This is a genomic window from Bifidobacterium sp. LH_426, from assembly GCF_056356875.1.
In genome coordinates this window covers 116,169-130,281 of sequence record NZ_JBKEVB010000007.1, presented here as the reverse complement: position 1 = coordinate 130,281, position 14,113 = coordinate 116,169, and the positions used below count along the sequence as shown (strand labels likewise).

The following is a 14,113-nucleotide window of genomic DNA, read 5'->3' as shown; positions in this document are numbered from 1 at the left end:
CGTTCAAAGGGGATTCCCTTTGATAATTGAAGATTTGCGGCGGTCATAGCCCAGGAGAGACGCCCGGTCCCATTCCGAACCCGGAAGCTAAGACCTGGCACGGCGATGGTACTGCACCCGAGAGGATGTGGGAGAGTAGCACGCCGCCGCACCACAACGAACAGGACCCCCGGTCGAGCCACACGGCTCCCGGGGGTTTTCGCATACCCGGACCCACCCACCACACGCGCCCCCGCCGGCACGCCGGCGGACCACCCTCCGACGCGCGTGCCGCGCGCCACCTCCCGCCAGCGGGAGGACAACACGCCCCCGCCGGCGGGGGCTCCCGGCGAAGCGGGCGGGGGTGGACCGGCACGGACGACCACCACCCGCCACGCGCCCCGGACCACCCTCCGGCGCGCTGCGCGCGCCACCTCCCGCCAGCGGGAGGAACACCACACGCCACGGGCGCGCACATGCACGCCCCCGCCGGCGGAGGTGGGAACGAATCTAGCGATCCAGACGGAAGCCTTGGGCGGCGGCCTTGGGGAGGAGTGATTTGCCGCTCACGTCCTGCGTGCCGACCTTGGCGATCTGGTCGCTGAACGCGTCCACCGGGCGGTCCGTGTTGCGCAGGTCGTAGTATTTGTGCACGGTCGCGTCGAAATCATCAATGCCGGACAGCACGGCGGCATCGGAACCAGCCGCCGAATCATCGGCCGGGTACGTGTTTTCGAAGAACTGCATCGTGCGCGGCATGCGCGGCTTCAACGCCGGCTCCTGATCTGGCTTGCCGATCGCGATCGCCAGCACCGGGTACGTGTATTCCGGCAGCTTGCACACCTCGATCAGACCGGGGATGTCGTTGAGTACGGAGCCCAGAATCACGCAGCCGAGGCCCAGCGAGTTCGCGGCGGTCTCCATCGCGTGCAGGGCGAGTACGGCATCGTTTTGCGCCTGCGTGAAACGGTAGCTGGAGGTCAGCGTCCACGCGTCACTGTGCGTGTCGACGCCTTTGCGCTCGGCGATCAGCGCGTTGCGATGTTCGTCGATGATGAACAGATAGAGCAGCGGCGCCTGCGCGATATACGGCTGATGACCGAACTCGGCGAACTTCGCCTTGATCGCCGGATCGGAGATGCGGATCGCCGACCAGTCGTTGAGATACTGGCTGGAGGCGGCGCGCTGCGCGACCGTTTCCAGCGTGATTCGGGTATCGTCGTCGATCGCCTCGTCCTTGAAGGCGCGGATCGAACGGCGGTTCAACAGGGTTTCGATAGTGCTGTTAGTGACCATGGCTCCCATTGTCGTACCGCCGCTGGCCAAGTACAAGTATGACGGGCTCGGGTATGCCGTCAGCTGTAACCCCCCTCAGTCCGACTGCGTCGGACAGCTCCCCTATCAGGGGAGCAGGCAGGATAAGGCATCTGAACTGCGCCCCCTTCAGGGGGAGCTGGCGCGCGGAGCGCGACTGAGGGAGCTCCTTCCGTCAGTGACGATGCAACCGGTCGACGATCGCTTCAGAGCCGCGGTTCGAGACGTGGGAGACGAACGCGCCGAACGCTGCGGACAGTGCGGTGAACAGCAGTTGCATGAGGAATCCCTGCGGCGCGTCGGCGGCACGGCCGCGACGCATGTTGCGACGGGAGATGCCGTGATTCCAGATGGTCTGGAACAGTTTGCCGCCGACGAATCCCGCGATGGACGGCAACGCCCATTTCACGATCTTGTCGCCCAGGGAGTCGGGGTCGTTCAACCGGTGTTCGCGCATCGCGTCGACCTTCTCGTCGATGCGATGGAACGCGTCGACCATCCGGTCGGCCGACGACGGTCCCGCATGCGCTCCGATACGCTTCTCATCACTCATGCCTACCAGTCTACCGGCGGTTGTCGGCGGCGCCTCGACGAAACGAGCGTACGCTGCAGGATACGCTGCCGGATACGGCCGGATACGCTGCCGGATATGACGGCGTGATGCAACGGTGCACCGCGAAATCGACCATCAATCGAACAGTCGGCGGCGATCCGGTGGAGTCGGGAGCGTTCACGGGCTACAGTGGGAGGCATGAACAATCATCTTTCGGACGGCACTGTGGCCGTCGACGCGTCCCGCGGCGGCACCGGATACCTGGTGCTCCTGCGCCACGGGCAGACCGCATGGAGCCAATCGGGGCAGCACACCGGACGTACCGACATTCCACTGACCGAGGTCGGCAGGCAGCAGGCCGTGGACGCGGGCAAGCGTCTCAAGGCCGCGTTCCCCGGCGGATTCGACGAGGGGTGCGTGTTCTCCAGCCCGCTCGTGCGCGCGCATGAGACGGCCGTGCTGGCCGGTTTCGAGCATCCCGGCACGTTGGACGGCATCGCCGAGTGGGATTACGGATGCGCGGAAGGCCGCACGCGTCAGCGGATCAGCGAACTGGCCGGATTCCAGTGGGACGTGTGGCGTGACGGTCCGCGGTCGCTGCCGGAGTCGATGCAGGGCGACTGGACGGAGACGCTGCCGGACGGTCGGCAGGTGCCGGTGCATGAAGGCCCGGGCGAGACCGTGGAGGAGGCGGCTGCGCGTGCGCGTGGCGCTATCGAAGAGGTGCTGCCGCTGCTCGAGTCGGGGCACAACGTGCTGTTCGTCGCGCACGCGCATATCCTGCGCATCCTCACGTCGCAATGGCTAGGTGTCGAACCGCGGTTCGCGCGCCTGCTGCGGCTCGACACGGCGCACTACTGCGTGCTCAGCAAGTACAAGGGCGACAACGTCATCGAACGCTGGAACTGCTAGCGCCGTCCTGTACTGGATCGGACGACGAGTTGGGCGGACAGCGTGCGGAACCGGTCGTTCGGCGTCCGATCGTGGATGAGGTCGAGCGCCATGCGGGCGGCGATGTGCGCGGTTTCGACCGGGTCCTGCCGGATCGTCGTCAGTCCGATGTCGTCGGCGTAGAAGCTGTCGTCGTAGCCGATGACGGACACGTCGCCGGGCACGGCGAACCCGTTGCGTTCCAGCTGGAAGATGAGCGGCAGTGCGATGCCGTCCTCCTGACAGGCGATGGCGGTGGGCATCGTCGGCAGGCTCATCAGCTGCGTGACCACGTTGCCGATCTCGTAATGGCCGTCCTCGTCGACCTGACATTCGATGGCGCGCGGTTCGACGCCGTTCCTGCGGCAGTAGTCCATGAACCTGTCGAAACGGCCGCGCACGGAGAAGCTAAGAGAGACGTCACGGTTCGTCGTGATGTACGCGATGTCGCGGTGTCCGAGCGTGAGCAGGTGACGTGCGGCGAGCGTCGCGCCCTGCGCGTCGTCGATGGTGACGGATGCGGCGAACCCGTGCTGTTCGGAGTCGGCGGAGTTGATGCCGATGATCGGCACGTCGATCGACGTGAGCTGCGCGGTTTCGGTGGCGTCGATGTCGAACGAGACGACGATGACCGCGTCGGCGTTGCGGCGCACCGGCAGCATCTCGAAGAACTCGCGCCGCTCCTCGATGCTGGAGATCTGGAAGATCGAGATGTCGTAGCCTTCCGCGTGGAGCACGTCGTTGAGCCCTTCGATCACGGAGGCGGTGAACCACATGCGGATGTGGCCGCTCATCAGCACGGCGATGCGCAGCGACCTTCCGGATTTCAGTGCGGCGGCGGAACGTGACAGGGAGAAGTTGAGTTCGTCGGCGAACCTGAGCACGCGTTCGCGGGTTTTCGCCGACACCAGATCGGGTCTGGTGAACGACCGCGACACCGTCGAGATGGAGACGCCCGCCGCCTTGGCGACATCCTGGATGCTGCTGTTCATGCGAACCCCCTTGTCAACGGTTCTTTGCCAACAAATCCGGTGTTAATGGAAACAATCGAAACGTGTCCAGCTTACACGCATGGATCGGGCGAAAACGGGGAACGACGCCCCGCCGTCACCCGATCCATACGTCGCCGGACGCTGCCGGAACATCGCCGGACCGTCAGGACAGGATCCAGACGCTCACGTCCCGCGGCAGCCTGCCGTCGTCGGTCAGGTCAGCGGAGGCGAGCACGATCTCGCCGTCCGGCAGCGTGACCGGTTCGGCGCCGAAGTTCGTGATCGAGATGAGCGTGCGCGTGGCGCCGGCCGCCGTCGCGCCGTCGTCCGCGCTCGCGGCCGGACGGCGGTAGGCGATCACGTCGGCGCCCATGTCCACCCAGTCGAAGGTGGACGTGTCGCCGGTGGCGGTGAGCAGCTTGGCGCGCAGTGCGAGGATCGTACGGTACAGGCTGAGCATCGACGTGTCGTCATGCTCCTCCTTGTCCGCGGCGAAGTCGCGGAACCACAGGGGCTGCGGCAGGTGCGGTGCCGCGGCGGGCGTGCCGTCGGCCTTCTCGCGCGGCGAGAAGCCGAACGACGTGCCCGCGGCGAACCGGTCGCTCCACTCGGCGTGCGCGGCGGGCGTGCCGTCGCCGGACTCGTCCGCGACCCACGGCAGCGGCACGCGGCAGCCGTCGCGGCCCTTGTCGGTGGCGGCGCGACGCGTGTTGAACGCGGTCGGATCCTCAAGACGGTCCCACGGGATGTCCGCCACCTCGAACAGGCCGAGCTCCTCGCCTTGGTAGACGTAGATGCCGCCCGGCAGACCGAACTCCATGAGCGCGGCGGCGCGGGCGCGCTTCGTGCCGAGCGCGCGGTCCTCGACGTACGTGGAGCCGTCGCGCACCAGCCAGTCGTGTGCGAGCTGGTGGTAGGGCGCGTTCGGCACCTGCGGCAGACCGTAGCGGGTGGGGCTGCGCGGCACGTCATGATTGTTCATCACCCACGTGGTGGTCGAACCGTGCGTGGCCGCGGCCGCGCCGAGACCGCCTTCGATGGCGGCGCGAATCTCGTCCGGCAGCCATGCGGCCTTCGCGAAATCGAAGTTGAAGCACTGGCCGAGCTCGTCGGTGGAGGCGTACAGGTGCTGGTGTTCGGGCACGACCCACGCCTCGGCGACGGCGAAACGCGGCGGATCGTAGCGGTCGAACACCTCGCGGCGCCACTCGCGGTAGATCTCATGCACCTCGTGACGGTCCCACAGCGGGCTGGTGAAGTCGTGGCACAGCTGGTTCTGCACGTCGTTCGCGGCCATGTCCGCCAGCGGCGTGGAGTCGAGGTCCTTGGCGAGGCCGTGGGCCACGTCGATGCGGAAGCCGTCGGTGCCGTGGTCGGCCCAGAAGCGCAGGGTCTTCAGGAATTCGGCGTGGATGTCCGGGTTGTTCCAGTTGACGTCCGGCTGCTGCTTGGCGAACAGGTGGAGGTACCACTGGCCGTCGGGCACGCGCGTCCACGCGGGGCCGCCGAACATGGACTGCCAGTCGTTCGGCGGCAGTTCGCCATGTTCGCCGCGCCCCTCGCGGAAGATGTAGCGGTCGCGCGCGGGGGAGCCGGGAGCGGCGGCGAGGGCCTCCTGGAAGAAGACGTGCTTGTCGGCGGTGTGGTTCGGGACGATGTCGACCATCACCTTGATGCCGGCCTTGTGCGCGGCGGCGACCATCGCGTCGAAATCGTCCATCGTGCCGAGCCGCGGGTCGACGTTGCGGTAGTCGATGACGTCGTAGCCGCCGTCGGCGAGATCGGACGGGTAGAACGGGCTCAGCCAGATCGCGTCCACGCCGAGCTTCTCAAGATAGTCCATTTTCTCGGTGACGCCGGCGATGTCGCCGAGTCCGTCGCCGTTCACGTCCTTGAAGCTTCGCGGGTAGACCTGGTAGACGACTGCCTGCTTCCACCAGTCCTCATGCATGTTGTTCGCGGTCATGCGGTTCCTTTCCTACTTGACGGCGCGCGGTCGCGACACTGCCGACAACGCGGTTTGCAAACGATTGCATTACCGTATCGTACACCATAATTCATCGTAATTCACCTTCGTTCACGCCGTGTTCGCCTCCTCTCCGCCGAGTCGTGGTCTGGCGGGCATAGATTGCCCGATGACACCGTTGGCAGTACTCATTCGGCAGTACCTACGGAGGAAGAAGAGGAAATCATGGACATCAAGCACATCGCGAGGGCGGCCGTAGCGGCGCTGACCTCGGTCGCGGCGCTCGGCGCGCTCACCGTGCCCGCCGCGTTCGCGCAGGACGGCAAGCAGGTCGCGGATCTCGCGCAGCACGGCGGCGCGCAGCGCATTGCCGCCATCGGCTCCGCCAAGGCCAAGAACGTCATCCTGTTCATCGGCGACGGCATGGGCGACTCCGAGATCACCGCCGCCCGCGACTACCTGCATGGCGCGAACGGTTCGTTCGACGGCCTCGACAAGATCGGCCAGCCGGGCGCGCTCGGCGACACGAACGCCGGAACCGGCCAGTACACCACGTTCTCGCTCGGCTACAGCTCCGACAACGGCAAGTACCCGAAGGCCGGCGGCGTCAACGACAAGCCGGGCGTCATCACCCCGGTCACCGACTCCTCCGCCTCCGGCTCCAGCTGGGCCACCGGCACCAAGACCTACAACAACGCCGTCGACGTCGACATCTACGGCAACCCGCAGCTCAACCTGTTCGAGCTCGCCAAGGCCGCCGGCAAGACCACCGGCAACGTGACCACCGCCGAGATCCAGGACGCCACCCCGGCCGTGCTGGAATCCCACTCCACCGAGCGCTCCTGCTACGGCCCGCAGGGCAAGACCGACGGCAGCAGCAACAACGCCGCCAAGCAGTGCCGCGCCGAACAGCTCAAGGAGAACGGCGGCATCGGCTCCATCTCCGAGCAGCTGCTCGACACCCGCGCCGACGTGACCATCGGCGGCGGCGCCAAGTACTTCCGCCAGACCGCGCAGGCCGGCGAATACCAGGGCAAGACCCTGTGGGATCAGGCCAAGGCCCGCGGCTTCCAGACCGTCGAGAACAACGTCGACGACTTCGCCAAGCTCCAGTACAAGGAGAACCAGCCGATCCTCGCCCTGCTCGGCGACGGCAACCTGCCCACCGAGTTCCAGGCCACCCCGGCCCTCGACCAGAAGGCCACGATCGCCCGTGGCCCGCTCCAGTGCCGGGTGAACGACGGTTGGCTCGGCAACAAGACCGCTGACGGCAACTCCGCCTCCCTCGCCGACATGACCAACAAGGCCCTCGACGTGCTCAAGGCCAACCCGAAGACCAGCGAGAACGGCTTCTTCCTGCAGGTCGAAGGCGCGTCCATCGACAAGCAGGACCACGCCGCCAACGCCTGCGGCCAGATCGGCGAGACCGACGACCTCGACAAGGCCATCTCCGCCGCCATCAGCCAGGTCGACCTGTCCAACACGCTCATCATCGTGACCGCCGACCACGCGCACACCAGCCAGATCGTCAACGAGCCGCCGGCCTACGCGCTGAGCACGATCCTCAAGTCCCCGGTCGACGGCGCCCAGATCGTCATCTCCTACGGCACCGCCACCCAGGCCGATCCCGACGCGTCCGACCCCTCCAAGGGCTACAACGACGGCGGCATGGAGCACACCGGCACCCAGCTGCGCATCGCCGCCTCCGGCCCCGGCGCACAGCGCGTCATCGGCCTGACCGACCAGACCGACAACTTCTACACGATCGCCGGCGCGCTCGGCCTCGCCACCACGACCGAAGACCAGAAGGCCCTGTCCCAGAACGCCAGGGTGGACGTCGTCACCCGTGACGGCAAGTACTACGCCGACCTGACCGGCTTCAACGGCGACGCGGTCGCCGCCTACGAGCTGCGCGACGGCGCCACCAACCAGGTGATCGCCGCCTCCAACAACAGCACCCCGGTCTCCGGCGTGCGCGTCGCCCCCGGTCAGACCACCGAGATCCCGCTGAACCTCACCGAAGGCAAGACCTACCGTCTGACCGTCACCGGCCGCCAGTCCGGTGCCGTGGCCGCCCCCGAGTTCACCGCCCCCGCCGCCGGCGCCGCCAACAAGAGCGACGGCAACGACAACGGGAACGCGGCCGCCGGCAACGGCGCCCTCATCGCGCAGGGCCAGGCCAAGCTCGACCGCGGTTCCGCCAACGGCTTCGGTCCGCTCGGCAAGACCGGCACCGCGATCGCCGGCGTGATTCTCCTCGCGCTCGTCCTGATCGCCGCCGCCCTCACCGTCAAGTTCGCGAAGGCCCGTCGCTGAAGCGGATTGTCGCGACTGATCGACTGAGTAAATGAGTGGAGCCTTGGGGTATGTCCCCAGGGCTCCACTTGTTTTGTCGCGTGGAAACCCCCTCAGTCGGCCTACGGCCGCCAGCTCCCCCTCAAGGGGGCGCAGAGAATGGCCATGCGCCCGCGCATGTCAGTTTGCCTTGCGCCCCCTGTAGGGGGAGCTGTCCGGCGAAGCCGGACTGAGGGGGTGTCCGCCACGAATCACCGCAGAATCGCGAAGGATTGCGGCGGGAGAGTCAGAGTGCCGCCGGCGATTGTCGGGTTGCCGAGCGCGAGTGCGATCGTGCGTCCGCCGTCATCACGTGGAGGCACGTCGATCGTGACGGTGCCATGGCCGGGATTCATCGCGACGATTACGTCATCGGCGATCACGTCGCCGCCGGAACATCCGCCGGGAACGTCGCGGCGCGCGCCGGCGGCGTCCGCCTCGCCGACGTCGCGCGCGACGCGGCGGAAGGCGAACGCACGGCCGCCGTCGCGGCCTGCGACCACCTCGAAACCGGCGTCCGCGCGCAACGCGGGGCACGCGTGACGGAACGCGAGCAGCGTGCGCAGCCAATGCCACAACGATTGCGGATCGGCCTGCGCCGCCGCGACGGTAGGCGCGTCCGGCGACGGGTCGACGGGCAGATACAGGTCGGCGACGCCGCTCTCGGAATCGGCCGGTGCGGCGGAGAAGCCGAGATTCGGGGCGCCCGCATCCCACTGCATCGGCGTGCGGCTGCCGGTGCGGATGTAGCCGCCCTCATGCGTGGGCAGCGGGCGGTAACGCATCGCGATCTCGTCGCCGTAGTAGACGAACGGGCAGCCGGGCATCGTCAGCAGCATGCCGTACGCAACCTTCAGTTCGCGCTCGGTCAGACGCTGGCCGACGCGGATCGTGTCGTGATTGCAGGTGATGAGGTCGAACAGGCCGCCCGCGCGCTCGCAGTCGGCGAGCTGCGGCAGATACTGGTCGAGGAACGGCTTGATCGCCGCGCCGGAATCCGCGTTGAAATAGCTGGCGTCGCCGTCACGCACGAGCGGGGTGTCGGTGTTGCGCAGCAGCATGTTGTAGCCGTTCGGCCAGCCGCCCCACCGCCAATCGAGGTAGAAGTCCATGTCGAAGCCCGCCTGCATCGACTCGTAGGGACGTCCCCATTCGGCGACGAACGCGGCTTCGGGGAATTCGGGGCGGATCTGCGCGAACATGTGCTGCCATGTGCGGATCGTGAACGGTTTGCCGTCGTCGTGCTTGACGAGACTGTCGGACATGTCGACGCGGAAGCCGTCCGCGCCGCGGGAGAGCCAGAAGCGCATCACGTCGAGCATCGCGTCGCAGGTGGCGAGGGCGTCCGGGCCGAGCGCCGGCTTCTGCCACGGCTGCTTCGGATGCGCGAACCCGTAGTTGAGCGCCGGCTGGCATTTGAAGAAGTTCAGGATGTACGTGCCGTCGCGCTCGGCCTCGCCGCCGACGAACGGCAGCCCGTCGCCGCCCGCGATCCAGCAGTCGGTCCAGATGTAGCGTTCGGACACGTTGATCGGGGGTGCGGGGGATGGCTGTGGGCTTTGTGTTGCCGGTCTTTGTGTTGCCGGTCTCTCCCCCACCCGCTTCGCGGGAGCCCCCTCGTCAGAGGGGGCCGAAGAAGGGGGCGCCGGGACGGTGCGGTCGGCGTAGGCGGCGCGGGTGCTGGCTTGGAACCAGGGGTGCTCCTCGCTGGTGTGGCCGGGGACGAGGTCGAGCAGGACGTGCATGCCGCGCGCGTGCGCCTCCTCGAACAGCGTGACGAGGTCCTCGTTCGTGCCGTAGCGCGGTGCGACCTTCGTGTAGTCGCGCACGTCGTAGCCGGCGTCCTTGAACGGCGAATCGTAGCAGGGGTTGATCCACAGCGCGTTGCAGCCGAGGTCGCGGATGTAGTCGAGCTTCGCGGTGATGCCCGGAATGTCGCCGATGCCGTCGCCGTTCGTGTCGTTGAACGACTGCGGGTAGACCTCGTAGAAGACCGCGTCGGCGAGCCATGCGGGGCGGGCGTGTCGTATTGCTTCGACCATGAGGACTCCAATGTTCAGGCGGTTTCTCGTCGTTGACCAACGATTGCAATTCTAGCAGGGAAACGCGAAATGCGAACGTATGCAGAAATAGTGCTACACTGTGAGCCAACGATGTTCCGCAGCGTTGCAAATACAAGACATCCCAGCGCCCCAAAGCCGCGGTGTTAACGTATTCAGCGTAAGTGTCAATATGGCATTGCAAACGTGGTCATCGTGAAGTTGGAGATCCGACCGAGCAGGAAAGGAATGATCGAAGATGATCAGTTGGAAGAAGAGGATCGTCGGACTCGTCGCCGTGACCGCCATGCTGGTGCCGCTCGCCGCATGCGGTTCCGATTCGGGGGATTCCGCGCAGAGCGCCGACGGCGGTGCCGTGACGCTGAGCGTCTGGGCCCCGCAGGAGGACCAGGACGGCAACGACTCGTGGCTGAGCCAGGTCGAGAAGGGCTTCGAAAAGGCCCACCCCGAATACCAGATCACGTGGAAGAACGACGTCGTCTCCGAAGGCGACGCCTCCAAGCAGGTGCAGACCGACCCGTCCGCCGCGGCCGACGTCTACATGTTCGCTTCCGACCAGCTCGGCACGCTCATCAAGCTGGGCGCGATCGGCGAGCTCGGCACCGACGCCGCCAAGCAGATCAAGGAGCAGGACGGCAGCCTCGAAGTCGATTCCGTCACCGGCTCCGACGGCAAGTACTACGGCGTGCCGTACGCCGACAACACGTGGTTCATGTACTACAACAAGGCGAAGTTCTCCGACGACGACGTCAAGAGCCTCGACACGATGCTCTCCAAGGGCGTCGTCTCCTTCCCGCTGGCCGACTCCTGGTACCTCGGCGGCTTCTACGACGGCCTGACCCTCTTCGGCGAGAAGGGCAACGACGAGAAGGCCGGCATGGTCTTCCCGAAGGACTCCGCCGACATCACCACGTACCTGGTGAACATGGCCGCCAACCCGAACTTCCACAACAGCGCCGACAACTCCGGCCTGTCCGAGATCCAGGCCGGCACCGCCGACGCGTTCTTCTCCGGCTCCTGGTCCGCCGCCGACATCAAGAAGGCCCTCGGCGACGACATGGGCGTCGCCCAGCTGCCGACCTTCACCGTCAACGGCGAGACCAAGCAGATGAAGTCCTTCGCCGCCACCAAGGCCGCCGCCTACAACCCGAACGCCAAGAACCCGAAGGCCGCCGCGCAGTTCGCCGCCTACCTCGGCTCCACCGAGGCCCAGAAGCTGCACTACACGACCCGCGGCATCATCCCGACCGACAAATCCCTCGCCTCGCTGACCACCGATGACGCGGTCGCCAAGGCCCAGTCCGACACGATGACCAACACCGCCATCCTGCAGTCCGGTCTGGCCGGCATGAACGACTGGTGGACTCCGGCCGAGACCTTCGGCAAGGCCATCGTCAACAAGGAGGTCACGGCCGACAACGCCGCGGCCAAGACCGACGCCTGGGTCAAGTCCGTCGGCACCTACGCCGAGTGATCCGCACGGGGCCGGGCCCTCCCTCCTTCGGGGCCCGGCCCCGTTCCCTCGTCGGCCGACGACAATCGTCGAACAGTCGACCATCGATCATCGATTCACACGTATCAATTCCACACGTAACAACCATGTTGAGAGGCGGTAGGGTGCAATGACATCGGCAACCCTTTCCCCGCGCGAGATGAAACGCCGTCGCAGGCTGGGCGCGGACTACGTGGCGCCGTCGCCGTACTCGGTGCGCAACGCGCTGACCCGCGGCGACGTGTTCACCAGGCTGTCCGCCCTGGTCTTCGGCCTGGGCAACTTCGCGCGCCGGCAATTCGTCAAGGGCGCGGTCCTCCTCGCCCTGGAGATCGCGTTCATCGTGTTCATGGCCGTCAGCGGCGTCGACTACCTGTCGCAGCTGCCTGGTCTGGGCGACCAGAAGCAAGGCAAGACGCTCGTCGACGGCTTCTGGGTGTACACCAAGGGCGACAATTCGGTGGTCATCCTCCTGTACGGCGTGTGCACCGTCGTGCTCATCGCCGCGTTCGTCGTCCTGTGGTCGGTATCCGTGCGCAGCGCCTACCGGGCCGAATGCGAGGCCCGCGAGCACGGCCATGCGCCGACCTTCCGCGAGGACCTGCACGATCTGACCGACGGGCGGGCGCACCAGCTGCTCATGTTCCTGCCGACGCTCGGCATCCTCGTGTTCACCGTCCTGCCGCTTATCTTCATGATCTCGATGGCGTTCACCAGCTACGACCACGACCATCTCGTCCTGTTCGACTGGGTGGGCTTCGAGAACTTCGGCAAGGTGTTCTCCAACAGCGGCGGCACCGTCAACGCGGGCCTGTTCGTGTCCGTGCTGATCTGGACGCTCGTGTGGGCGTTCTTCGCCACGTTCCTCAACTTCTTCCTCGGTCTGTTCTTCGCGATGGTCATCAACCGCAGGACCACCCGGTTCAAGGGGTTCTGGCGCGCCTGCTTCTCGATGTCCATCGCCGTGCCGCAGTTCGTCTCGCTGCTCGTGATGCGCACGATGCTCCAGCCGACCGGCGCCGTCAACCGCCTGCTCATGGAATGGGGGTGGATCGACTCCGCGCTGCCGTTCTTCACGAACGCCACATGGGCGCGCGTCACCGTCATCATCATCAACCTGTGGGTCGGCATCCCATACACGATCATGCAGATCACCGGCATCCTGCAGAACATCCCCGCCGACCTGTACGAGGCGGCGAGGCTCGACGGCGCGAACTGGTGGCAGATCTTCACGCAGATCACGATGCCGTACATCATCTTCGTGCTCACCCCGTACCTCATCACCACGTTCACCGGCAACGTGAACAACTTCAACGTGATCTACCTGCTGTCCGGCGGCGACCCGACGCCGATCGGCTCGTCCGCGGGCAAGACCGACCTGCTCATCACGTGGCTGTACAAGCTGACCGTCGACAAGGGCGACTACAACCTCGGCGCGGTCATCGGCATCATGACGTTCATCGTCCTCGCGGTGGTGTCGCTCGTCACCTACCGCAATTCGGGTTCCTACAAGAACGAGGAGGCGTTCCGATGAGCAAGCACAGCGAAACCGCCGTCACGGACGATGCGACCGGCGGCATGGTGAAGGCCGAATCGCACGGCCTCATGCACGATTCGCGCAAGCGCCGCATCCTCGGCGACGTGCTCGCGCACCTGTTCCTCGCCGTCATGGCGGTGATCTGGCTGATCCCGATCGTGTGGGTGTTCGCGGAAAGCTTCAACAAGAACACCGCGCCGTACACGAAGACGTTCTTCCCGACCGAGTTCTCGTTGGACAACTACATCGCGCTGTTCACCGACAAATCGGTGCTCGACTTCCCGAAGATGTTCGCGAACACGTTCATCGTCGCGTGCTTCACGTGCGTGATCTCGATCGCGTTCGTGCTGTCCGTCGCGTACTGCATGAGCCGTCTGCGCTTCCGCACGCGCCGCACGTTCATGAACGTGGTGCTCATCCTCGGCATGTTCCCCGGCATCATGGCCGTCTCCGCGATCTATTTCATCCTCAAGGCGATGGGCCTGACCGGCGACGGCATGACGATTCTCGCGCTGATTCTCGTGTACTCGGCCGGCACCGGCGCGGGCTTCTACGTGATGAAGGGCTACATGGACACGATCCCCACCTCGCTCGACGAGGCGGCGCTGCTCGACGGCTGCACCCGGCTGCAGGTGTTCACGAAGATCATCGTCCCGATCTGCAAGCCGATGATCGTCTACCAGGCCATCATCGGATTCCTCACCCCGTGGCTCGACTTCGTCATGGCGAAGGTGATCTGCCGCACGCAGTCGAACTACACGGTGGCGCTCGGACTATGGCTCATGCTGCAGAAGGAGTACATTCAGAACTGGTACGCCCGCTTCGCCGCGGCCGCCGTCCTGATCTCCATCCCCATCGCCATCCTCTTCATCGTCATGCAGCGCTTCTACCAGGAGTCCATGGCGGGATCGGTAAAGGGCTGAGCCGTAAAGCGGACAGCCCAGTGGGCTGTCCGT

General features: G+C 66.0%; 10 protein-coding genes and 1 rRNA gene. 6 read left to right on the top strand and 5 right to left on the bottom strand.

Annotated elements, in window-relative coordinates; genetic code table 11:
- Positions 1 to 35: 35 nt before the first annotated feature.
- Positions 36 to 152 (top strand): 5S ribosomal RNA (gene rrf, locus AC1AYD_RS08280).
- 337 nt (positions 153 to 489) lie between these two features.
- Here the strand turns inward: rrf and AC1AYD_RS08275 are convergent.
- Together AC1AYD_RS08275 and AC1AYD_RS08270 are read right to left on the bottom strand one after the other, a co-directional pair.
- The gene (locus AC1AYD_RS08275; RefSeq protein ID WP_034528611.1) at positions 490 to 1,275 is read right to left on the bottom strand and encodes a nitroreductase family protein; all 786 of its coding nucleotides are present in this window, start codon (positions 1,273 to 1,275) and stop codon (positions 490 to 492) included.
- 193 nt (positions 1,276 to 1,468) lie between these two features.
- A complete protein-coding gene (locus AC1AYD_RS08270; RefSeq protein WP_034528614.1) occupies positions 1,469 to 1,846 on the bottom strand; it encodes a DUF4235 domain-containing protein in 378 nt (125 codons plus the stop codon).
- A 198-nt stretch (positions 1,847 to 2,044) separates the two neighbouring features.
- Between AC1AYD_RS08270 and AC1AYD_RS08265 the strand changes: the two genes are divergently transcribed.
- Positions 2,045 to 2,758: a histidine phosphatase family protein gene (locus AC1AYD_RS08265; protein ID WP_034528617.1), complete on the top strand. Its 714-nt coding sequence runs from the start codon at positions 2,045 to 2,047 to the stop codon at positions 2,756 to 2,758.
- Here the strand turns inward: AC1AYD_RS08265 and AC1AYD_RS08260 are convergent.
- Together AC1AYD_RS08260 and AC1AYD_RS08255 are read right to left on the bottom strand one after the other, a co-directional pair.
- A complete protein-coding gene (locus AC1AYD_RS08260) occupies positions 2,755 to 3,768 on the bottom strand; it encodes a LacI family DNA-binding transcriptional regulator (RefSeq protein WP_034528620.1) in 1,014 nt (337 codons plus the stop codon). The two genes, AC1AYD_RS08265 and AC1AYD_RS08260, sit on opposite strands and share 4 nt — an antisense overlap.
- 163 nt (positions 3,769 to 3,931) lie before the next feature.
- A complete protein-coding gene (locus AC1AYD_RS08255) occupies positions 3,932 to 5,734 on the bottom strand; it encodes a glycoside hydrolase family 13 protein (RefSeq protein ID WP_476544972.1) in 1,803 nt (600 codons plus the stop codon).
- 225 nt (positions 5,735 to 5,959) lie between these two features.
- Between AC1AYD_RS08255 and phoA the strand changes: the two genes are divergently transcribed.
- A complete protein-coding gene (phoA, locus tag AC1AYD_RS08250) occupies positions 5,960 to 8,050 on the top strand; it encodes an alkaline phosphatase (protein WP_476544971.1) in 2,091 nt (696 codons plus the stop codon).
- A 230-nt stretch (positions 8,051 to 8,280) separates the two neighbouring features.
- Here the strand turns inward: phoA and AC1AYD_RS08245 are convergent, their stop codons facing one another.
- Positions 8,281 to 10,110: an alpha-amylase family glycosyl hydrolase gene (locus tag AC1AYD_RS08245; RefSeq protein ID WP_476544969.1), complete on the bottom strand. Its 1,830-nt coding sequence runs from the start codon at positions 10,108 to 10,110 to the stop codon at positions 8,281 to 8,283.
- A 256-nt stretch (positions 10,111 to 10,366) separates the two neighbouring features.
- Between AC1AYD_RS08245 and AC1AYD_RS08240 the strand changes: the two genes are divergently transcribed.
- From AC1AYD_RS08240 to AC1AYD_RS08230, 3 genes are all read left to right on the top strand, one after another.
- Positions 10,367 to 11,602, top strand: a complete 1,236-nt coding sequence (locus AC1AYD_RS08240) for an extracellular solute-binding protein (RefSeq protein ID WP_476544968.1) — start codon at positions 10,367 to 10,369, stop codon at positions 11,600 to 11,602.
- Positions 11,603 to 11,780: 178 nt separating this feature from the next.
- Entirely contained in the window at positions 11,781 to 13,154 is a 1,374-nt protein-coding gene (locus AC1AYD_RS08235; protein WP_476503194.1) for a carbohydrate ABC transporter permease, read from the top strand.
- A 44-nt stretch (positions 13,155 to 13,198) separates the two neighbouring features.
- Positions 13,199 to 14,080: a sugar ABC transporter permease gene (locus tag AC1AYD_RS08230; RefSeq protein ID WP_034530308.1), complete on the top strand. Its 882-nt coding sequence runs from the start codon at positions 13,199 to 13,201 to the stop codon at positions 14,078 to 14,080.
- Positions 14,081 to 14,113 lie beyond the last annotated feature (33 nt).